The organism is Myxococcus sp. MH1 (assembly GCF_059738865.1).
Genome location: NZ_AP026947.1, coordinates 8184814 through 8204161, shown reverse-complemented (window position 1 = coordinate 8204161; position 19348 = coordinate 8184814). Strand labels below are relative to the sequence as shown.

Annotated in this window: 19 protein-coding genes; 8 read left to right on the top strand and 11 right to left on the bottom strand. The window is 70.9% G+C overall.

Going from position 1 to position 19348, the window contains the following annotated elements; translation table 11 throughout:
• Window positions 1-11: 11 nt before the first annotated feature.
• Both AC6JA9_RS32165 and AC6JA9_RS32160 read right to left on the bottom strand, forming a co-directional pair.
• A complete protein-coding gene (locus AC6JA9_RS32165) occupies window positions 12-506 on the bottom strand; it encodes a hypothetical protein (RefSeq protein WP_223748256.1) in 495 nt (164 codons plus the stop codon).
• 74 nt (window positions 507-580) lie between these two features.
• Window positions 581-1777 (bottom strand): macrolide family glycosyltransferase, encoded by a 1197-nt coding sequence (locus AC6JA9_RS32160; RefSeq protein WP_426745369.1) that lies wholly within the window; start codon window positions 1775-1777, stop codon window positions 581-583.
• A gap of 118 nt (window positions 1778-1895) precedes the next feature.
• Here AC6JA9_RS32160 and AC6JA9_RS32155 point away from each other — a divergent pair, with 118 nt between their 5' ends.
• Window positions 1896-2507 carry a TetR/AcrR family transcriptional regulator gene (locus AC6JA9_RS32155; RefSeq protein WP_223748258.1) on the top strand — a complete coding sequence of 204 codons (612 nt, stop codon included), beginning with the start codon at window positions 1896-1898 and terminating at the stop codon, window positions 2505-2507.
• A gap of 13 nt (window positions 2508-2520) precedes the next feature.
• Here AC6JA9_RS32155 and AC6JA9_RS32150 read toward each other — a convergent pair whose 3' ends face one another.
• Window positions 2521-3171 (bottom strand): hypothetical protein, encoded by a 651-nt coding sequence (locus tag AC6JA9_RS32150; RefSeq protein ID WP_223748259.1) that lies wholly within the window; start codon window positions 3169-3171, stop codon window positions 2521-2523.
• Between the two features lie 331 nt (window positions 3172-3502).
• Between AC6JA9_RS32150 and AC6JA9_RS32145 the strand changes: the two genes are divergently transcribed.
• Both AC6JA9_RS32145 and AC6JA9_RS32140 read left to right on the top strand, forming a co-directional pair.
• Window positions 3503-4231, top strand: coding sequence for an HAD family hydrolase (locus AC6JA9_RS32145; RefSeq protein ID WP_426745370.1), 729 nt, complete (start codon window positions 3503-3505; stop codon window positions 4229-4231).
• A 146-nt stretch (window positions 4232-4377) separates the two neighbouring features.
• Window positions 4378-4854, top strand: a complete 477-nt coding sequence (locus AC6JA9_RS32140; protein ID WP_223748261.1) for a hypothetical protein — start codon at window positions 4378-4380, stop codon at window positions 4852-4854.
• Between the two features lie 58 nt (window positions 4855-4912).
• On the opposite strand, the gene AC6JA9_RS32135 is transcribed toward AC6JA9_RS32140, so the two are convergent.
• The 6 genes from AC6JA9_RS32135 to AC6JA9_RS32110 all read right to left on the bottom strand — a co-directional run bounded on the left by AC6JA9_RS32135 (window position 4913) and on the right by AC6JA9_RS32110 (window position 11935).
• The gene (locus AC6JA9_RS32135; protein ID WP_223748262.1) at window positions 4913-6757 is read right to left on the bottom strand and encodes an ArnT family glycosyltransferase; all 1845 of its coding nucleotides are present in this window, start codon (window positions 6755-6757) and stop codon (window positions 4913-4915) included.
• Window positions 6754-7704 (bottom strand): hypothetical protein, encoded by a 951-nt coding sequence (locus tag AC6JA9_RS32130; RefSeq protein ID WP_497958328.1) that lies wholly within the window; start codon window positions 7702-7704, stop codon window positions 6754-6756. The genes AC6JA9_RS32135 and AC6JA9_RS32130 overlap by 4 nt, the downstream gene beginning before the upstream one ends.
• The gene (locus AC6JA9_RS32125) at window positions 7691-8203 is read right to left on the bottom strand and encodes a hypothetical protein (RefSeq protein ID WP_046715518.1); all 513 of its coding nucleotides are present in this window, start codon (window positions 8201-8203) and stop codon (window positions 7691-7693) included. The genes AC6JA9_RS32130 and AC6JA9_RS32125 overlap by 14 nt, the downstream gene beginning before the upstream one ends.
• A 59-nt stretch (window positions 8204-8262) precedes the next feature.
• A complete protein-coding gene (locus AC6JA9_RS32120; protein WP_223781827.1) occupies window positions 8263-9231 on the bottom strand; it encodes a CarD family transcriptional regulator in 969 nt (322 codons plus the stop codon).
• Window positions 9232-9304: 73 nt separating this feature from the next.
• The gene (locus AC6JA9_RS32115; protein WP_046715516.1) at window positions 9305-9517 is read right to left on the bottom strand and encodes a hypothetical protein; all 213 of its coding nucleotides are present in this window, start codon (window positions 9515-9517) and stop codon (window positions 9305-9307) included.
• An 87-nt stretch (window positions 9518-9604) separates the two neighbouring features.
• Window positions 9605-11935 carry a serine/threonine-protein kinase gene (locus tag AC6JA9_RS32110; protein WP_473567595.1) on the bottom strand — a complete coding sequence of 777 codons (2331 nt, stop codon included), beginning with the start codon at window positions 11933-11935 and terminating at the stop codon, window positions 9605-9607.
• Window positions 11936-12110: 175 nt separating this feature from the next.
• Between AC6JA9_RS32110 and AC6JA9_RS32105 the strand changes: the two genes are divergently transcribed.
• On the top strand, window positions 12111-13055 hold the full coding sequence (locus AC6JA9_RS32105; RefSeq protein ID WP_223781829.1) for a phosphatase domain-containing protein: 945 nt from the start codon (window positions 12111-12113) through the stop codon (window positions 13053-13055).
• Between the two features lie 217 nt (window positions 13056-13272).
• Window positions 13273-14052: a hypothetical protein gene (locus tag AC6JA9_RS32100; protein ID WP_497958327.1), complete on the top strand. Its 780-nt coding sequence runs from the start codon at window positions 13273-13275 to the stop codon at window positions 14050-14052.
• A 3-nt stretch (window positions 14053-14055) separates the two neighbouring features.
• Here AC6JA9_RS32100 and AC6JA9_RS32095 read toward each other — a convergent pair whose 3' ends face one another.
• A complete protein-coding gene (locus tag AC6JA9_RS32095) occupies window positions 14056-15354 on the bottom strand; it encodes a hypothetical protein (RefSeq protein ID WP_497958326.1) in 1299 nt (432 codons plus the stop codon).
• A gap of 319 nt (window positions 15355-15673) precedes the next feature.
• Here AC6JA9_RS32095 and AC6JA9_RS32090 point away from each other — a divergent pair, with 319 nt between their 5' ends.
• On the top strand, window positions 15674-17476 hold the full coding sequence (locus tag AC6JA9_RS32090; protein WP_267699905.1) for an acyl-CoA dehydrogenase FadE: 1803 nt from the start codon (window positions 15674-15676) through the stop codon (window positions 17474-17476).
• Between the two features lie 13 nt (window positions 17477-17489).
• On the opposite strand, the gene AC6JA9_RS32085 is transcribed toward AC6JA9_RS32090, so the two are convergent.
• A complete protein-coding gene (locus AC6JA9_RS32085; protein WP_141326194.1) occupies window positions 17490-18197 on the bottom strand; it encodes a PilZ domain-containing protein in 708 nt (235 codons plus the stop codon).
• Window positions 18198-18461: 264 nt separating this feature from the next.
• Here AC6JA9_RS32085 and mraZ point away from each other — a divergent pair, with 264 nt between their 5' ends.
• The gene (gene mraZ, locus AC6JA9_RS32080) at window positions 18462-18914 is read left to right on the top strand and encodes a division/cell wall cluster transcriptional repressor MraZ (RefSeq protein WP_046715510.1); all 453 of its coding nucleotides are present in this window, start codon (window positions 18462-18464) and stop codon (window positions 18912-18914) included.
• Window positions 18915-18960: 46 nt separating this feature from the next.
• A complete protein-coding gene (locus tag AC6JA9_RS32075; RefSeq protein ID WP_223748271.1) occupies window positions 18961-19347 on the top strand; it encodes an STAS domain-containing protein in 387 nt (128 codons plus the stop codon).
• Window position 19348 lies beyond the last annotated feature (1 nt).

The following is a 19348-nucleotide window of genomic DNA, read 5'->3' as shown; positions in this document are numbered from 1 at the left end:
GGCGCCGGAGGCTACCACCCCCATTCGAGCGACACGTCCACGTCACCCGTGCAGCCCAGGAGAGGAGGTCGCGGGCCGTCTCCCCCCGAGCCGAGCTGGCGGAGAATCGTCGCCCACGCATCGAGGAAGGCTCGTGGAGCCAACACCTTCTGGAGCGCGAGGGAGTGAGCGAAACCGGGCTCGGCCAGCTTGTCCTGGAGACGCTGTGCCTGCTGGTGGACCTCGTTCGCCGCGCTGGCGAGCCGCTCGACGCTGAGCTGACGAGGGTGGGCCCGGTAGGGCTCCGGCGTCGCATGACAGTCCTCGACGCGCGCGAGCAGCTCACCCAGGCTCGCGAGGGTGCTCTCCGAGAAGGTGAAGCGGAAGTAGGTGTTGGGGGTCGTCGACAGCTCGGTCATCGCTTCGAGCAGCTCCGCCAGCGAGGACCAGCCGAGCCACAGGTACAGCTCCCGCGGCTCATCCACCAGGTTCACGACCCACTTCGGATGGATGTCCCGCGCGTCCATGCCCACAAGTCTGCCACGACTCGTCGTCGCGCGTGTCGGGAGTCACGGCGACGCCCGGTGGAGCACGTCGCGCCTCACCCACCGAGCGCCTGCTCGATGAGGTCCGCGGCGCGCTTCGCCCCTCCCTCGTCGCGAAGCTCGCGCTGAATCGCGGCGGCCCGCTCGGCGAAGCGGGGCTCCGTGGTGAGTCGCTGGAACGCCTCGCGCAGCGCCGCCGCGGTGGCCTGCTCCGTGTCCAGCCGCAAGCCGACGCCCAGCTCGACGATGCGGTCCGCGTTGGCGAACTGGTCGGTGGCCTGGGGCACGGCCAGCATCGGCTTGCCGCACCACAGCCCCTCCTGCGTGCTGCCCATGCCCGCGTGGGTGAAGAAGACATCCGACTGCTTCAACACCGAGAGCTGCGGCAACCACGCGTGCACCTCGAAGTGGGCGGGGACCTCCCCCAGCTCCGAGCGCTGGACATGTCGACCGATGTTCAGCACCACGTGCCAGTCAGGCAAATCTCCGAACGCCGCCATGCATTGGCGATAGAACGCCGGCTGGTTCGTGAACGTCGACCCCAGCGAGATGAGCAGCACCTTCTTCGCGTGCGCGGGCCTGCTCCACGTCCCCTGGTGGGCGCGCTGCTCGTCCAGACACGGTCCCACGAAGGTGAACCGCCGCGTGTCCACGCGGTCCGCGTTCGGCTGCATCGCGCGCGGGATGAGCACGAGCGAGCGCGGCGGCAGACCGACGAACAGCGTGGAGTCCGTCTCCGCCACGCCGCAGTCCCTCAGCCACTCGGAGAAGCGACGGTAGTAGTCCGCGCCACCCGGGGCCGCGCGCAGCGCCTCCATCATCGGCGCCATCTCCTCGGTGTAGCCCTCCCACGCGACGAACGTGGGGGAGAGCTGGAGGGCGGGCTTCCCCCAGTTCTCCGCGAGGATGCGCGCCGTGTAGCCCGCGATGTCGTAGAGGAACAGGTCCGGCCGGTCCTGCTCCCAGGCCGCGCGCAGCCTGGGCAGCTGCTCCTGCGCGTCCTTCAGGAACACCTCCAGCTGACCAATCGTGTCCTCCGGCCACTGCCGGTCCGCGACGCCTTCTCGCGGCAGCGTCGACGGATAGGGCACCAGCTTCGCGCCCGTCTGTTCGATGGGCTCCGCGAAGGAGGCGTCGTTGGCGTAGCTCACGCGATGGCCCCGGGCCACCAGCTCTCGCAAGACCTCCAGGCTCGGGTTCACATGGCCGTGCGCGGGGATGCTGACCATCGCGATATGGGCGCGTCGCTTCATGGAAGGGCTCCTGGATTGAGACGAGACGGTCCGTCTCGTTTGGCCACCATGAGGCCCGGGGTGCTTGTTGTCAAGACGAGACGTTGCGTATCGCCACCGCCCCGCTAGCGTGTGCCCCATGAGTGAGGCGAAGACGCCGGACACGGGGCGGCGCAGTGAGCGCTCGCACCAGGCCATCCTGAAGGCGGTGGTGGAGCTGGTGGGGGAGCAGGGCTACACGCGGCTGACCATCGAGGCCATCGCCGCGCGGGCGGGGGTGGGCAAGCAGACCATCTATCGCTGGTGGCCGACCAAGGGCGCGCTGGTGCTGGACGCCTTCGCCGCGCTCATCGGGGACGTCGCGCCGCTGCCGGACACGGGCGACGTGGTGGCGGACCTGAAGGGCGTGATTCGGGCCACCGTCGCCGAGCTGGGCTCACCGCGCTTCGAGGTGCCCTCGCGCGCGCTCACCGCGGAGTCGCAGATGGACCCGACGCTGGCGAAGCAGTTCGTGGACACGCTGCTGCGGCCGAACCTGGAGGTCACCAAGGAGCGGCTGCGCGCGGCGCAGAAGGCGGGGCAGGTGGCCCGGGACGTGGACCTGGACGTCGCCGTGGAGCTGTTCTTCGGTCCGCTGTTCCACCGTTGGCTCTTGCGCACCGCGCCGCTCTCCGAGTCCTACGCGGACACGGTGGTGGACTACGCCCTGGCCGCGCTGCGCCCCCGGAAGTCGCCGGGGGGCAGGGGCTGACAGAAGGCGCGGCTCACATGCCCGGGCACTGGCCGGGCTTCATCTCGTTCGCCGTCTGGTGGACCTCGCTGCTGAGCTGCTGCTGCTGGGACGGGTCCATCGCCGTGTAGACGATGACCACGCCATCCGGCGTGTCCTGGACGCTCGCGCTGGAGGGCATCGTCGGCGCGCCCGCCATGCCGGCGCCCCCCGTGCCGCTGTCATCGCGGCCGTACTGCTCCTCGGTGTCGCTGTCGCCCAGGTCCTCGCGCTGCACCTCGTCCAGGACGGAGGTCTCCTGCGCGCGCTGGGTGCTGGCGGCCTGCTCGTGCAGCATGCGGCGGCTGCGCTGCTGCAGCTCCGCCACCTGCGTGGGCTCCGGCGTGCTGAGGACCAGCGCCACGCCCTCGGGCACGTCCTCGGCCCGGGCCACCGCGCCGGGGACGGCCATGGGGCAGTTGGCCTCGGAGACGCCCTTGTGGTGTTTGCCATGGTGCTTGCCGTGGGCGTCGTCGGGCGGCGGCGCGCCCTGCGCCATCGAAGGTGGCGGCTGGGGTGGGGCCGGAGGCTGCGTGCTGGCCTGGGGCTCGGCGCCCTGGGACTGCGAGCCCCGCTTGGAACAGCCGACCGAGAAACACAGCGCCGCGGACACGGCGAGAATCGACGGAAGCCTGAACAGCTGCATGTGGATGTCCCCCTCCGGGCGAGAGCCCGACTCGCGGAAGGTGGACAGGGGGGCGGAGGCCGCCAACGTCGTCCCCACCGCGCCCGGGTCGCCCGCCCCGCCCTGGAGACGGGGGTTCCATCCTCGAGGGGACGCAGCATCGTGCCGGGCGACACCTGGGAGGCCTCAGGTGATGACTCGCGGACGCCAGGACGGTGTTCGACGGGGTTGCTCGTCCGATGAGCAACACGTCGCGCTCCGAGCCGACATCCAGGGGAGGAGGTCCTCCGTCCTGGTTCGTGGAGGAGCCAGGGACTCCGACAGGGGCCCTGCCCGACAGGAAGGATTGTGTATGAGAAGGCTCGCGGTGCTCGACCTGGATGGGACGCTCACCCCGGACACGCTCGGGGCCTTGCTGGTGCGTGAGCTGACGGCGCGCGGTGTCTGTGATGGGACGGTCGTGCGCGAACTCCTGGCGGCGGTCGAACGCCATGACGTGGGCGGACAGGACTTCTTCGACGCCGTCGCGGATGTCTACCGGGGCTGGGAGCGGCTCTTCGCGGGTGTGGCGGTCCCCAGCGTCGAGCGCGCCGCGGAGGATGTCTGGGCCCAGGCGCGAGGTCGCCTGTTCGGGTTCGTCCGGCCGCTGCTCCGGATGCTCGAGGCCGAGGGGTTCCTGGTGGCTCTGGTCTCCGGAGGGCCTATCGAGATGGTCCATCTGGTCGCGGAGGACCTGGGCATCGACGTGTACCGGGGCGCGCAGATGGCCATCCAACGCAATCGCTATACGGGACAGGTGCTCCAGGGGCCTGGCCGCAGCGGGGGCAAGCCGGGCATCCTCCAGGAGCTGGCGTCGCTCCACCGCGCCTCGCTGGAGCGCTCCCTCGCGATGGGCAACTCCCTCTCCGACGGGGAGATCCTCGCGCTGGTGGGCTTCCCCCTGGCGTTCGAGCCCTCACCGGAGCTGGCCGACCTGGCGGTGACTCGCGGGTGGAGCCAGGTCGACCGGCACGATGTGCTGCATGTGCTCCCGGTGCTCCTCGCGGGGGAGCAGGGTGGGGAAGGTGTGCCCAGTGCGTGAGGGGTGTTCCCGGGTTGCTTTTGCATCCGGGTTGGATGTTTGTGCTGGAGGTGAGGAGGCGCTTCGGGCGTGGGTGTGAGGGTTTGCGGTCGTCCTTGGTCCAATGGTTAGGATGGACTGTTTCCCTTCACCCCGAGGAGCGTCGAATGAAGCGATGGACTCGTGTCTGGATGGCCGTGGTGTCGTTCGCGGTGTTGTCGGCCTGTGGTGGTGTGGATGCGCAGGCTCCGCTGGAGCAGGAACTGGGGGAGCAGGAGGCCCGCATCGATGTCTGTGGTAACGGCCTGTGTTTCCGGCTGGAGCCGCAGTCCTGTCCCGAGGACTGTCCGTACAGTGGCTACTGCGGCGACGGCATCTGCCAATCGTCCTACGAGTCCAGCGCCTGGTGCTCGGATTGCTCGGCGGGCCCGGGGTGTCTGGCGCCGGAGGCCGCGCGGCCAAGTGAGCCGGAGGGGCTCATCGATGTCTGTGGTAACGGCCTGTGCTTCCGGCTGGAGCCGCAGTCCTGTCCCGAGGACTGTCCGTACAGTGGCTACTGCGGCGACGGCGTCTGCCAATCGTCCTACGAGTCCAGCGCCTGGTGCTCGGATTGCTCGGCGGGCCCGGGGTGTCTGACTCCGTAGCGCCCGCGTCACCCGTGAGCGAGGGCCCCGTGGGTCATCACGGGGGCCTCGTCGCGGCTCAGCGAGGCTCGGGCCGCACGTAGACGATGACCTGCGGCGTCTCGTCCAGGTACAGCCCCGTCGCCGGCGTGCGCGTGTTGAACGCCTGCCACGTCTGGAACTCGTACTCGCGGAACTCCTGGTGGTACTGGTACGCGACGATGTCCGCCTCGAAGGGGCTGCCCACCGCTCGCAGGTCCGGCCGGAGCATCCCGTTGCGCTGGTAGTCGCGGAACGAGCCGCCGTGCACCTCATGCAGGAACAGCCGCGCGTTCGGCTTCGCGTGCTCGTTGATCCACGGCAGCACGCCGGTGACGTGGCTGGACCAGAACTGCCGCTGCATCCCCAGCGTCGCCGCGCCGGGCAGCCCTCCGGCCAGCTCCGAGTACGCCGCCGTCCCGTAGGGGAACACGCGCGCCGAGTACACCAGCGCGGGCGCCAGCAGCACCGCGAACACGGGCGCGAGCACGGCGAGCGCGGGCACCGAGGGCTTCTTCTCGCGCAGCCGCTCCAGGAGCGCCGTCGAGCCGCGCGACACCGCCTGTCCCGCGAGCAGGCCCAGGAACACCATGGACGGGAACCAGTGCTTCACCCCGCCGAAGTGCGGCACCTGGGGGTGGCTGATGATGAGGATGGACGTCACCGCGTTCACTCCCACCAGCGCCTCCACCATCGTCACCGGCCGCACCCACGCGCGCGTGCGCTCCATCTGCCCCAGCACGCCGCGGCCCGCGAGCGCGAGGAAGCCCGTCACCATGGGCGCGAAGAGGCTGGTGGGCACCGTGAGCGCCGTCTTCACCAGCACGTACGCGAGCGGGAAGGGCGGCTCGCGCAAGAGCGTGCCCAGGTAGAACCAGGCGTAGTGGTTGTGCTTGGCGTGGAAGGCCAGGTACCACGCGGTGCGGTCCACCGGGTGGTGCCAGAGGTAGGGCCAGTGCAGGTAGAAGATGACGGGCCCGAGCACCGCCATCGCCGCGATGGGGACGAGCGCCCGCGTCACCTGCGCGTTCACCTTCTCCACGCCCTTGAGCAGCCACGTGCCGCCGACGGCCAGCCCCATGAACAACAGCGTGTGGGGGCTGAGCAGGAAGAACTTCCGCTGGAAGCCCTCGCCGCCGCCCAGCGACAGGATGAGCAGCCCGTAGAGCACCGCCACCGAGGCGAACAGGCCGACGAAGCGCAGCAGCCACCCGCGCGCCTGGGGCTCCGCCTCGCTCGCCTCCCACGCGCGCCACAGCGCGAAGGGCGTCAGCACGAAGGGGAGGAACAGCGCGTTGTGCTTGGCCGTCAGCGCCAGGCCGAAGGCCACGCCGCACGCCACGCCCCAGCGCACGTCCTCCAGCGCGCGCCAGAAGCAGTACACGACCAGCAGCCACAGCGCCGCCACCGGCACGTCGAAGCACGCCAGCTCCGCGTTGAAGTACTGGCGCGGCACCAGCATGAACGCGAGCGCGGCGAACAGGCCCGCGGCGCGGCCGTACAGCGCGCTGCCGAACAGGAAGCTCAGCGCGGGCACCAGCGCCGCCAGCGCGAACGCCGGCAGCCGGAACGCGGCGGCCGAGCGCATCCACCCCAGCGTGTCGTGGAAGAGCAGGTGGCTCAGCCCGAACAGCGTCTTCATCAGGACGGGGTGCTCGTGGTTGTAGTCCCACGCGCGGACGATGGCCGCGTCCGTCAGCGCCCGCGTCGGCGACTGGAACAGCTGGCGGAACCAGCCCGCGTACCCCTCCGCCGCGGCGAAGTAGACGCTCTCGTCGCGCGTGAAGCCCACGTGGCCTTCGGTCCACCACAGCGCCACGAAGGCCAGGGCCCACAGCGCCCACGCCCAGCGCTTCTCCTCGCGGGTCGCCGGCCTGCCCGTCATCCCTTCACTCCCACCGCCGGCTCCACCGCCAGCACGTCCAGACACACCTGCCGCCGGTCCGGATTGCGCGAGCGGACCCACACCTTCACCGTGCGCGGCGCGCCCGGGGGCAGCCGCACCTCGGCCTTCTTCACGCCCTCCTGGCCCGGCGCGATCGCCACGTCCAGCAGTCGCTCGCCGCTCGCCGCGTCGTCCACGCCCAGCAGCGCCGTCGTCAGCTGCGCGTCCTTGGGGAAGGCGTACTCGAAGATGATGCCGCCCTCGAGCCGCAGCCCCACGTCGCCGGGCACGCCGTCGAACTCCGCCACCAGCTTCTGGTCTCCCGGCGGCGCGGGCATCCACAGGCAGTGGCGCGGCTCGTAGAGGACCTCGTGCCACTCGGCTGCCACGTAGATATTGCCCTGGCCGGGGCAGCGGTGCGCCGAGCCGTTGAAGGGACACGCCTGTCGCGCGCCGTCGTCCGACTCCAGGTACACCCGCGCGCGGGAGACGACGTCGGAGGCCGTGAAGCGGCGCGGCCGGTGGCGCCCGTTCTCGTAGAGCGTCAGCGTCAGCGAGCCCTCGCGCTCGGGTTCCCCCAAAGCGCGGCGCTGGGGCAGGAAGTCCTTCAGGAAGGCCGCCTCGTCCGAGCGCGGCAGCTCCGGCTGTCCCAGCACCCAGACGCGCGGGTGCGCGGACAGGTCGTCGGTGTCCGAGCCCAGGTAGCCGTAGACGGGCAGGCCCGGAGGCACGAACAGGCGCGCGCGCTCCGTCCACCAGGGGAACAGCAGCACCGCGTCACCGGGGCGGGCCTGCGACTGGAGCCGCCGGGCCACCGCGCGATAGCCCTCCTCGGTGGGGAGCTTGCCCGGCAGCCGCAGGTGGAAGAGCAGGCACAGGAGCGCGACGAGCAGGAGGCCCCCCAGCTCCAGGAGGGGCAGCGCGCGTGGGAGGCTAGGACTTCGCAAGACGAATCTTCTGCTCGCTCTTTTCCCGGCAGAAGGTGCAGAAGATGGGCTCACCCTGGGAGAACGACGGCGTCCAGGGCGGGTACATCGAGCACCGCGGGTCCAGGCAGTGGTGCAGCTCCCACAGGTGGCCGAGCTGGTGCAGCGCCTGCCGCGCCACGGGCTTGAAGCCCGTCTCCAGGTCCTTGTGCGGCTGCAGCGAGATGATGGAGCGGTCCTTGCCCTGGCGCGCGAAGCCCGGGGTGGGGGCCACGCCGCTGGGCAGCTCGCGCTCCTTGAGCTTGCGCGTGGTGAGCAGCAGCACCTTGTCGTCCTGATAGGCGCGGATGCCCTTCACCTGGTCCAGCAGCTTCTCGGCGTCCAGCGGCTCGCCCAGCCCCGGGGGGATTTCGGCGCTGCCGGAGTGCTCGCTGCCCACGCCGAACGCCGTGTAGAGCGTGCGGTTGAGCTTGGCGAGCTGCTTGTCGTCGAAGGGGTCCAACGTCACGACGCGAATCACGGGGAATCACCTCGGCGCGAAGAGGGCCCGCGTCAGGGCCCCCTGGATGGTGTTGGCGGTCAGTCCTCGCTGTCGGCGGGCTTGGCCTTGGGCGGACGGCCGCGCTTCTTGGGCGCGGCGGGCGCCGCTCCCTCCACTTCGGGCGGCTTCGGCTTGGGAGGACGGCCGCGCTTCTTGGGCGCGGCGGGCTCGGCGCCCTCGGGGGGCGCCTCCGGCTTCGGCTTGGGAGGACGGCCGCGCTTCTTGGGCGCGGCGGGCTCGGCGCCCTCGGCCTCCGCGGGCTTGGCCTTAGGCGGACGGCCGCGCTTCTTGGGCGCGGAGGACTCCTCGTCGCCCTTCTCCTCGGACGACTCCTCGCCCTCCTCCTCGGAGGAGCTCTCCTCGTCGGACTCGGACTGCGGCTCCTCGTCGGAGGGCAGGTCCAGGTCTCCGTCGAGCCCCAGCAGGTCTCCGTCGAGCCCCAGGTCGTCCTCGTCGCCCTTCGCGAACTCGGCGGCGGTGCGCTTGGGGCGCTCGCGGCCGGGCGGGAAGAGGACCAGGTCGATGGCGTCCTCCGCGTTGACCTCGGCGGTGCCGAGCGCGGTGGCGACCTCCGACACCAACAGGTGCCGGGCGTTGTCGTACAGCTCACGCTCCTTGGTCGGCAGGGGGCGCAGCTCGCTCAGGACCTGGAGGTCCTTGACCACCTCGGCGAGCCCCAGGATTCCGCCCTGGGTCATGCGCTCCTGGTTTGTGCGTGCGCGCTGCTTCCAGTCCAGGTCGGCCTTGTCGCCGTCGGAGCGCAGGAACGCGAAGAGGTTCTTCACGTCGTCGGGGCTGGCGACCCGGCGCACACCGATGGCCACGACCTTTTGCTGGGGCACCATCAGGAGGGCGTTGTCCTCCTCGCGGCGCATCGTGACGAAGATGAGCTTCTGTCCCGCCACTTCCTTGGTGTCGATGGCGGTGACGCGGCAGACACCCTGATTCGGGTAGACGACCCGGTCGCCGACCGCGAGCTGGTTGAGTGACGCGGACCCTTCAGGCATGTCCCCCTCACGGGCAGGTAGACGTCAAACGGAGGCCCGGGCTTAGCACCGAGTCGCGCTCGACGCCACGAGATTACCGGTGAACCGACGCCGTGCGTTCGCCCGTCCGCTGAGCCTCCAAAAGGATGCCCAGCAGCTCCTTCTGCCGCGCGTCCAGCGCCGCCTCCACCTGCGCCTGCGTCGGCTCCGCCTCGCTGCTCCCGGGACGCGCGTCCACGCGGCCCGACAGCCCCACCGTCCCGAGCACCACCGCTCCCACCACGGCCACTGCCACCAGCTTCAACATGTTGAGCCCTCCTTGTCGCTCAGGGTAGGGGGAGCGACTGGAGGATCAACTTTTCGGCGACAGGCCGCTGCACGGCTGTAGCAGGGCTCACTGCGCCGTGCGGCCGTGGCGGTGCTCGGCGGGGGCCGTCTGGCCGCCGGTGGGGTGGACCACGGGGATGACCTCCAAGAGGAGGGTGCCGGTGTTGTCGGCCAGGTTGTCGTCCGGGAAGGCGAGCTGGAGCCACGACGCCCCCCTGAGTCGGGTGGGCTGCCCCACCTCCAGGAGCGCCAGGCCGCTGGGTGAGCCCTCGGGACCGGGGCCGGTGCCCACCAGGCCGAGCACCCGGCCCACCGGGCCTCCGCCCAGGCCGCGGGTCCGGGCGGGCTCGGCGGTGTAGCGCAGCACCACGTCGTACGTGGTGCCCGGGTCCAGCGCGCGGAGCACGAAGCGGTCCGCGCGTGACAGCTTCACCGCGTGCTGGCGCGAGTCCAGGCGGAAGGGCGCGAGGCTCGCTCCCCCCAGCTCGCGGATGCGCACCTGGAGCCCGCCCCGGTTGTCGTCCCGGCGGGCATCCAGCGCGAAGACGTGGAGCACGGACGCGTGGCGCACCAGCTGCTCGTCGGGGCCGAGCACGCCGAAGGAGTCGTGCGCGGGCAGGTTCGCGTCGCCCTCCAGGAAGTAGCCGGCGTGCTCCACGGACATGGGGCCGCCCAGCGACATGCGCCCCTCGGTGTGCACCAGGTACGTGCGGGCCGGGTCCAGTTGCACGCGGGCGGCGTTGGTGACGGGGACGCGGAAGGCGTGGCTCACCGCGGACAGGCGGATGCCGCCCGGGGCCCAGTCCATCTCCGGTACGGGGGGCGCGTGGTGCGCGCGGGCCGACATGGCGGACGCGGCCGGAGTGTTCATCCGAGGACGAAGCCGCGCGTGCACGGCCAGGGTGGTGCCCCGCTCGGCGCGGACCACCTGGCTCCAGGGCACCATGCCGGGGATGTGGACCTCCAGCAGGTGCTCGGCGTCCGCGGGCAGGTGGGTGAGGAGCGCGGGCGTGAGCGTGTCCAGCGGGCGGCCATCCACGCGGATGTTGGCGCCAGGCGGCGACGAGCTGAGCTCCACGGAGAAGGTGCCGTTGCGCCCCAGCATCATCACCACCAGCGCCACGCCCATGGCCGCGAGCACCGGCGTCCCCAGCGCCATGGCGTTCGGCACGCGAGGGCGGAGCGGCACTGGCGCGTCGGTGGTCGGCGCGGGCTCGGGAGGAGGGGCCTCCGCGGTGGGCGCGTCGGAGGACGGGCCGGGGACGGCGGGGATGGGCTGGGTGGTGCGCTCGCGGCGGCCCTCGGGCGGGCGGGGCGCGGCGGGCGACTCCAGCGGCGTTTCGAGGGGCGCGGACGGCAGCTCCCGGAGGAGGGTGCGGCGCTCGGCGAGCGGGCGCGTCCAGCGGGCCATCTGCCCCAGGAACTCGCGCGGCAGTAGCACGGGGCGACCGTCCGCGACGAGCTCGGTCTCGAACAGGTAGCCCATGAAGTGGGCCAGCGCGCTGGTGGAGACGTCGGGCGTGGCGGTGTGCAGGTAGCGGGTGAGGACCTCCGCGAAGGCCTCGGCGGTGGGGTAGCGCTGCTCGCGCTCCACCGCGAGCGCGGTGAGGAGGATGCGCTCCAGGGCCGGCGGGATGTCCGGCTCCAGCTCGCGCGGCCGGGGGAAGTCGCCCACCGCGATTTTTCGCATCACGTCGGTGACGGAGCCCTCGAAGGGCAGTCGCCCGCACAGCGTCTCGTACAGCAGGGTGCCCGCGGCGAAGATGTCCGCGCGCGCGTCCAGCTCCCGGCCCCGGGCCTGCTCCGGCGCGAAGTAGGCGTACTTGCCCTTGGCGTCGCCCGCGTCGGACTCGTAGCCGCCCGCCATCCGCGCGCGGGCGATGCCGAAGTCCACCAGCTTCACCTGACCCTCGAAGCTGAGCAGCACGTTCTGCGGGCTGACGTCGCGGTGGATGATGTGCAGCGGCCGGCCCCGGTCATCCAGGCGCGTATGCGCGTATGCCAGCCCCTTGAGCACCTCCACCGTCACCAGCAGGGCGAGCGGCTGCGGGAGCGTGTACAGTCCCTTCTCACGCGCCCGGCGCAGCACGCGCGACAGCGGATGCCCGTCCACCCACTCCATGGCGATGAAGTACTGGCCGTCGACCTCGCCGAAGTCGAAGACCTGCGCGATGTTGCCGTGGCTCAGCCCCGCCGCGATGCGCGCCTCGTTGACGAACATGGAGACGAAGGCGCTCTGGTCCGCGTAGCCGGGGAGGATCTTCTTGATGACCACCGGCTTGGTGACACCCGCCACCGCCGTCATCCGGGCGCGGTAGATCTCCGCCATGCCGCCCGTCGCGATGCGCTCGAGCAACGTGTACTTGCCGAAATCGCGCCCTTCGGACGGGTGCTCCACGTGTCTTCCGGCTCCTCTGGGCGCACCGGGCCGATGTGCTACCCCACCACGACGCCCTTCGATGACCGCGTGAAGCTATCATCAAGGTCTCCGTAAACATTAACACGGGAAAATTCCGTTGAACACGCTTGCTCGATGGTTTGTCCTGCTTGGATTTCTCTGCGCGCCCCGCGTCATGGCGGCGCCCGCGGTGTTGCTGACGCCGGTGTTGGGGCAGCCGGAGCGGGTGATGTTGCAGGGGCGGGTGCTGAAGGAAGCGCCCGGTGACGGCAGCTCGGCGTTGACGCGCAACGTGCGTCGCCTGGCGGCTCGCAACTGGGAGGGCGCGAAGGTGTCGGTGCGCTTCCAGGGGGTGACGGCGACCCTCACCAGCGGGCATGACGGTGGGTTCGAGGTGAACCTCCTGCCGCCCGAGGGCAAGGCCTTCGAGGTGGGGGCGTTCGAGGCGGAGGCGTGGGTGGAGGGCGCCACCACGTCGGCGCGGGTGGAGGTGGTGCCGGCGGCGACGCCGCTGCTCGTCGTCTCCGACTTCGACGACACGGTGGTGGTGACGCAGGTGACGAAGCCGACGAAGCTGGTGCAGACGGCGCTGCTCAAGGACGCGGACGAACTGGAGGTGGTGCCGGGCATGTCGGCGCTCTACGGGTGCCTGCGGGGCGGCGTGCCCTCGGCGTTCGCGCTGGTGAGCGGCTCGCCCGTCCAGTACCTGCCGCGCGTGAAGTCGTTCCTGACGCGGCACGGCTTCCCGGCGGGGTTCGGCGTGTACCTGCGGGACCTGGGGCCCGGCTCGCTGTCCGACTACAAGCAGCCCATCATCCGACGGCTGCTCACGCAGTTCCCGCAGCCGGTGGTGCTGGTGGGGGACTCGGGTGAGAAGGACCCGGAGGTCTACGCGCAGATTCGCGAGGAGTTCCCCGGACGCGTGAAGGCCATCTACATCCGTGACGCGGGGCGCACGAAGGACCCCCAGCGCTTCACGGACATGGTGCTCTTCCAGGACGCGCGCCAGGCGGCGGAGCACGCCGTGGGCTTGGGGCTCGCCGACGCGGCCTGTGTCGCGAGCACGCTGCCGAAGCCCGCGCAGGCGCCGCCCGCGACGGCCAGCCCGTCACCCCCGTGACGTCTTGCGTTGAGGTCATGACGCGCGGCTGGATTCATGACGCACCGGGATGTCGCATGCGAGTGTTTCAAGGCGGGGAGGTGGGCCGGTCGTCGGAGGTGTCCTCGGGGACGCGGGCGGGGGTGACGTCGTGAGGTTCGGGGCGGTGATGGCGCGCGGATGCATTCATCGAGCGGCGCGAGTCTCGGGGCGACGATGGCTCGGGGGCCTTTTGTGCATGGGGCTCGCGCTCACGGGCTGTCGTGAGGAGAAGCCCGCGCAGCCCCTGCAGTCGCTGAAGCCCGAGCCGCTCCCGTCGCTGACCCCGGGGACTCAGGCCACCGCCGCCGACGACGGGGGCGCGCGGCCCCGGGTCGATGCTCCGGTCTACGGCGAGAAGTTCCCCGCCGGAGCGCTGCGGATGGCGCTCGCGGGTGAGCAGGTGCGCGTGGACGCGGAGACGTTCGAGCCGATGAACCTGGACTCCCTCGCGCGCCTGGCCTCGCGGGTGAAGGGCCGGGATGTGTTGCTCGTGCCGGACGCGGACACGTTCCTGGCGCAGGTGTCGGAGCTGTTCGCGGTGCTGCGGGACTCGGCGGGCTCGGTGTGGCTCGCGCATCCGGACGCGCCCGTCGCCTATCGGTTGGTCCTCCGCGACGAGGAGGGCTTCCGCGAGTGGCTGGCGGAGGTGGCCCCGGGAAAGCTGCGCATCATCCAGCGCGCGGATGGGTTCGAATTGAGCACGAGCGTGGGCAAGCTGCCCGGCCCGGACGCGAACGGCCCGTCGGTGCCGGTGCGCGAGGGGCGTCAGGACCTCGCGATGCTGCGCCGGGGCCTGGGGCTGTTGAAGGGGCGCTTCAAGCAGTCCGAGGACATCTGCCTGGTGCCCTCGTTCGGCACCGAGGTGGCGCAGGCGGCCAGGGCGCTCGGAGCCGTGTACACGTCCCCGGGCGAGCCCCTGTTCGAGACGCTGTGCCTCGTCTACCCGACGCCTCGGCGCGCCGGGGACGCGGGCTGAGCCTCAGGGCTCGAAGCCGAACTGGAACAGGTCCGACAGGCCGTTCGCGGTCCACGCCCGCGAGCCGACCCGCAGCGTGTCGTGGAAGCGTCCCATGACCGCGGGCCTGCCATCCGGGGTGACGGCGACGGTGCCCTCATCCAAGCCGGGGCTGCCGCGGTCCTGTCCGCCGGGGAAGGTCCGCACCCAGCGCCACGAGCCGTGGATGCGGTCGAGCTTCGCGACGTAGACGTTGGCGGCGCTCGCCGCATTGCCATCAGGAACTCCCAGGGCCGCCGTATCCGGGCTGAGGCCCTGGTAGCCGCCAATGAGGGTGACGCCGTCGTTCAGGTCCATGGCGATGGCGTCGATGTCGAAGGCGAAGTTCCACGCCCAGCGCTCCTCGCCGTCGCGTGTCCAGGCGGCGACGAAGGCGTCCTGGTCGATGCCGAGGTTGGCGGTGGATGAGTGCTCCCGTGCCGCGAAGGTGAAGGTGTTGGCGAACGTGCCGACCGCCACCACGCGGTTGCCGTGCGTGGCCACGCCGAGCGCGAAGCCGACGGCGCCGTCCAGCCGGCGGCGCCACTGGGGCTGCCCGGTGGGGGAGAGCTTGATGAGATAGGGCTCGACGACGCTGATGGGCCCCTTGGCATCGCCCGCGACGTAGATGGCGCCTTCACTGTCCACGGTGGCGGCGCGGCCCACGCCCTGGACGGTGTTCACGTCGACGAACGTCCACTGCTTCACGCCCTCGCCGTCGTACCGGATGAAGGTGAGCCGGGGGCTGTTGTCGGAGCCCACCGTGTATCCCCCGAGGCCGATGTTCCCCGCGCGGTCCGTCACGAGCGCATGGACGCTGAGCTCCGATTGCCGGATGGGGCGCAGCCACAGCAGCCGCCCCAGGGGGTCGAGCTTCATCAGGTGGGGGTCGTCGCTGAACAGGTTGCTGGTGATGGCGCCGGCGGGTCCCCCGAGGATGACGATGTTCCCCTCGGCGTCCGTCGCCAGGTGGAGCGCGTACCAGCCGCTGAGGACGCGCAGGAGTGACTTCTGCCCCTGCGGGGAGTGCCGCACGAGCGCGAGCCCCCGGCCCTCCGGCCCGCCCGGTGCCTGGATGGGACCTGTGCCCAGGTCCACGGTGCCGGTGAAGTTGACGAAGGAGATGAAGCCTCCGTCCCGGGTGGAGGCAATCCGCCCGGTCTCCTCGCTGGGGCCGGTGACGTGCTGGGACCAGGTCAACGCGCCCGCGGCCCGGGCCTCTCCGTGGACCGTGACGACGCCCGCGACGAACAACGCCACCAGCACGCTCGCGCTCGTTCTCATGACAGCCACCCTTCCCTGGAGGCGGAGCGCCTCCGGCCTGGAGTGAGGGGCCATGGGTGGTCATCGTGAGCGGTGTCGACGTCTGCGGGACCCCTGTGACTGTCGCTCACGCCACAGGCACGGGGCCCCGCACGTTCCGCTGCGCGGAAATACCGGACGCGAAGTGCGGAAAGCCGCGGGGAACGGACAGGCCCGCAGCGAGAAAAGGGCTGGCCCGCCTGCTTCTCCCCCTAAGATGGCGCGCTTCATAGCTTGCACGGTGGGCCGTGTGCCCGCCGGCGGAAGGGGTGTTCCTTCCGTTCACCTTGGGAGGTCTTGGATGGCCGCAGTGAATGAGCCCGCCGCGTCGAAGGAAAACCCCACCGGAGGTGCCTTCCTGTTCCAGGAGGTCGGCGCTGCCCGCGTCCTCACGCCGGAGACCTTCACGGAGGAGCAACGGCTCTTCTTCCGCACCGCGCTCCAGTTCAGCCGCGAGCAGGTGGTGCCGCAGTCCGAGCGCATCGAGCACAAGGACAACGCGCTGCTGCGCGAGCTCTTGCGACAGGCGGGCGAGCTGGGCCTGCTGAGCACGGACATCCCCGAGGCCTACGGCGGCACGGGCCTGGACAAGACGACCTCGCTCCTGCTCGCGGAGGCGATGGGCCTCAACGGCTCCTGGTCCGTGACGTTCGGCGCGCACGTGGGCATCGGCACGCTGCCCATCGTCTGGTTCGGCAACGCGGCCCAGAAGGCGAAGTACCTGCCGAAGCTCGCCACGGGCGAGTGGGTGGCGGCGTACGCGCTCACCGAGCAGGGCAGCGGCAGCGACGCGCTGGGCGCGAAGACGAAGGCGGTGCGCTCGCCGGACGGCAAGCACTGGGTCCTCAACGGCTCCAAGCTCTACATCACCAACGCGGCCTTCGCGGACGTGTTCGTCGTCTTCGCCAAGGTGGACGGTGACAAGTTCACCGGCTTCATCGTGGAGAAGGACACCCCGGGCTTCAGCGTGGGCCCCGAGGAGCACAAGATGGGCATCCGTGGCTCGTCCACGTGCCCGCTCTACTTCGAGGACGCGAAGGTGCCCGCGGAGAACCTGCTGGGCGAGGTGGGCCGAGGCCACAAGATTGCCTTCAACATCCTCAACTACGGCCGGCTGAAGCTGGGCGCGGGCGTGCTCGGCAGCATGAAGCTCAACCTGGCCAACGCCCTGCGCTTCACCCAGGAGCGCAAGCAGTTCGGCACGGCCATCGCCGACTTCCCGCTGTCGCGCGAGAAGCTGGCGCGCATGGCGATGCTCGTCCACGCGGTGGAGAGCATGACCTACCGCACCGCGGGCCTGGTCGACGCGCGCCTGGCCTCGCGGGACAAGAGTGCCCCGGACTTCGAGGCGCACCTGCTGGCCGCGGTGGAGGAGTACGCCATCGAGTCCTCCATCATGAAGGTCTACGGCTCGGAGGCCCTGGGCCACCTGCTGGATGACGCCGTGCAACTGCACGGTGGCGCGGGCTTCATCGAGGAGTACCCCATCGAGCGCGCCTACCGCGACGCGCGCGTCAACCGCATCTTCGAGGGCACCAACGAGATCAACCGCATGCTCATCACGGGCATGATCCTCAAGCGCGCGGTGAAGGGTGATTTGCCGCTGTTCTCCGTGGCGAAGAACATCGCGGACGAGCTGTCGCGCGGGGAGCGCCCCCGCGCCCGCACGGAGGACGCGCTGGCGGCGGAGGAGGTCGCCGCGGAGAGCACCAAGCGCCTGGCGCTGCACGCCCTGCGCATCGCCGCGGAGAAGTTCGGCCCGGAGCTGGAGAAGCACCAGGAGGTGCTCGCCGCGCTCTCCGACGTGATGATGGACGCGTTCGCGCTGGACTCGCTCGTCACGCGCACCCGGCAGGTGGCCGCGGGAGGGCAGGTGGACCCGGTGCGGCTGGCGCTGGTGCGCCTGTTCGCGTTCGACAGCGCCCCGCGCGTGTACGAGCGCACCCGCCGCGCCCTGTGCGCCACGCTGGAGGGCGACGCGCTGGACAAGGAGCTGACGCGCCTGCGCACGCTGGACGTCTTCACGCCGTACAACCCGGCCCACCTGCGTGAGACGGTGGTGACCGCCGTCGAGGCCGCCGGCGGCTACCCCTTCGCGGAGTAGCCTCCCGCCGCCCTCACGGCATCCGCGTCACCGCGTCCATGCCGAAGCTCACCCGCGCCTTCCACGGCGCGGGGGGCAACGAGCTCAAGGCCAAGAGCGCGTCCAGCCGCTCCTGCATGGGCGCGCGCAGCCGGCCGAACGTGGCGCCGAAGCCCGGCGTCGCCTCGGTGGCGTTCTTGCGCGGCGTGGACGCGGTCCACACCACCTCGCCGTGCAACAGCAGCGCGCCGCCCGTCAGGTCCATCTCCAACAGGAACGGCGTGCCCACGCGCACGTGGCGGGGCAGGGCGGGCGCCATCACGTCCAGCCCCACGCCGCCGCGCGAGATGTCGCGCACCAGGAAGGCCGGCGACAGGGGCGTCGCCTCCACCGCGCGCAGGTGCAAGGGCAGCCGGGGGAAGCGGCGCAGCCCCTCCTTCTCCTGCACGGAGAAGATGCGCTGGAGCACCGCGTCCAGCGCGGAGCGATCCTCCGTGGCGCCGTACCGCACCGTGAGCAGGTAGTCGCGCTCCGGGCGCGGCTCCACCTGCACCACCTCGCCCAGCACCTCCACGGGCCGCAGCGCGCCTCCGGCGTGCAGTTCGAAGGTGAAACGGGTGCCCAGCGGCAGGCTGCGCCGCGTGTGGAGGGTGGCGCCGCCTTGACCCACGCTGCGCGTGTACTCCCCCACCAGGGACTGCGGGCTCTTGTAGGCCACCTTCAGTCGCACGTTCGTGTTCACGCACCCGTCACTCTGCGCCCTTCTCGGGGGGAGCTCAAGTTTACCCCAGCGCCACGGGTAGGGCGCCGCGCCGCGCCAAACACCTGACCTTCCAGGTGTGACGGGTTGTCCGGATGTCGGCGTTGCACTGGCGGCGTGTTCCAACCTGTTGCGCTTTCTTGACCCCCCCCATGTGGGCGCGTATGAATGCCGCCCGGTAGTGGCAAGAAGTGGGAAGGAGTGGAGCTTCATCCCTTGATGGGCTGAAAAGGTGGATCGCCCCCCGTGTTCCGAGGCGTCTATGAGCACCAGATCGACGCGAAGGGGCGGACCAGCCTCCCGGCGAAGCTCCGGGAGACCCTGGTGGGGGCCTACGACGAGCGGCTCATCGTCACGACCGCGCTGGACCGGTGCCTGCACGCCTACCCGGTGCGGGAGTGGGAGGCGCTGGAGACCTCCCTCGCGCGGCGAAATCCCATGGAGCCCGGGGTGAAGACGCTGATGCGCCTGTACGTGGCCAGCGCCCAGGAGTGCCCGCTGGACCGGCTGGGACGGCTGCTCATCCCGCCGTCGCTCCGGACGTACGCGGGGCTGGAGAAGGACGTGGTGTGGGCGGGGATGGTGAAGGTCATTGAGCTTTGGAGCCGCGAGGGCTGGGCGAAGGCCCAGGAAGAGGCCCGCCAGGAGGCGGCCTCCGCGGACGTGATGAAGGTGCTCTCCGAGCTGCGGCAGCCGTAGTCCGGAAAGTCGACAGAGGGCTGAAGTCCCCAGAGGGTGACACCGTATGAATCAGGTTCTGGAGGTGCGGCGAGGAGCGGCGAGCGCGCTGGCGGGTGCCGGGCGCGTGGAGACGCTCATGCTGGAGGGCGAGCTGAGCGAGCAGGACCTGCTGACCCTGTGCGACGAGCTCACCCAGCGCATGCACCGGGGCCTGCGTCAGGTGGTGCTGGACCTGTCCGACGTCGGCCACCTCAACTACAAGGGCGTCAAGCCGCTGATGGCCCGCGCCGAGGCCTTCCGCCGCACCGGTGGAGATTTGAAGCTGTCCGGCCTGTCGCCGTACCTGGCGGCCATCTTCCGGGCCGCCGGCGCGCACGACGCCTTCGAAATCTACCCGCACATGAACGACGCTCGCGCCGCCTTCGGCCTCGCGCGGGCTCCCTTCGTCTGAG

Excerpts from the sequence above, each read along its gene's own strand:
- AC6JA9_RS32120 (WP_223781827.1), bottom strand. The coding sequence starts at position 9,231 with ATGCCTGAAGGGTCCGCGTCACTCAACCAGCTCGCGGTCGGCGACCGG.
- AC6JA9_RS32075 (WP_223748271.1), top strand. The coding sequence starts at position 18,961 with ATGAATCAGGTTCTGGAGGTGCGGCGAGGAGCGGCGAGCGCGCTGGCG.
- AC6JA9_RS32155 (WP_223748258.1), top strand. The coding sequence starts at position 1,896 with ATGAGTGAGGCGAAGACGCCGGACACGGGGCGGCGCAGTGAGCGCTCG.
- AC6JA9_RS32165 (WP_223748256.1), bottom strand. The coding sequence starts at position 506 with ATGGACGCGCGGGACATCCATCCGAAGTGGGTCGTGAACCTGGTGGAT.
- AC6JA9_RS32100 (WP_497958327.1), top strand. The coding sequence starts at position 13,273 with ATGGGGCTCGCGCTCACGGGCTGTCGTGAGGAGAAGCCCGCGCAGCCC.
- AC6JA9_RS32090 (WP_267699905.1), top strand. The coding sequence starts at position 15,674 with ATGGCCGCAGTGAATGAGCCCGCCGCGTCGAAGGAAAACCCCACCGGA.
- AC6JA9_RS32160 (WP_426745369.1), bottom strand. The coding sequence starts at position 1,777 with ATGAAGCGACGCGCCCATATCGCGATGGTCAGCATCCCCGCGCACGGC.
- AC6JA9_RS32145 (WP_426745370.1), top strand. The coding sequence starts at position 3,503 with ATGAGAAGGCTCGCGGTGCTCGACCTGGATGGGACGCTCACCCCGGAC.
- AC6JA9_RS32105 (WP_223781829.1), top strand. The coding sequence starts at position 12,111 with ATGGCGGCGCCCGCGGTGTTGCTGACGCCGGTGTTGGGGCAGCCGGAG.
- AC6JA9_RS32140 (WP_223748261.1), top strand. The coding sequence starts at position 4,378 with ATGAAGCGATGGACTCGTGTCTGGATGGCCGTGGTGTCGTTCGCGGTG.
- AC6JA9_RS32095 (WP_497958326.1), bottom strand. The coding sequence starts at position 15,354 with ATGAGAACGAGCGCGAGCGTGCTGGTGGCGTTGTTCGTCGCGGGCGTC.
- AC6JA9_RS32135 (WP_223748262.1), bottom strand. The coding sequence starts at position 6,757 with ATGACGGGCAGGCCGGCGACCCGCGAGGAGAAGCGCTGGGCGTGGGCG.
- AC6JA9_RS32115 (WP_046715516.1), bottom strand. The coding sequence starts at position 9,517 with ATGTTGAAGCTGGTGGCAGTGGCCGTGGTGGGAGCGGTGGTGCTCGGG.
- AC6JA9_RS32150 (WP_223748259.1), bottom strand. The coding sequence starts at position 3,171 with ATGCAGCTGTTCAGGCTTCCGTCGATTCTCGCCGTGTCCGCGGCGCTG.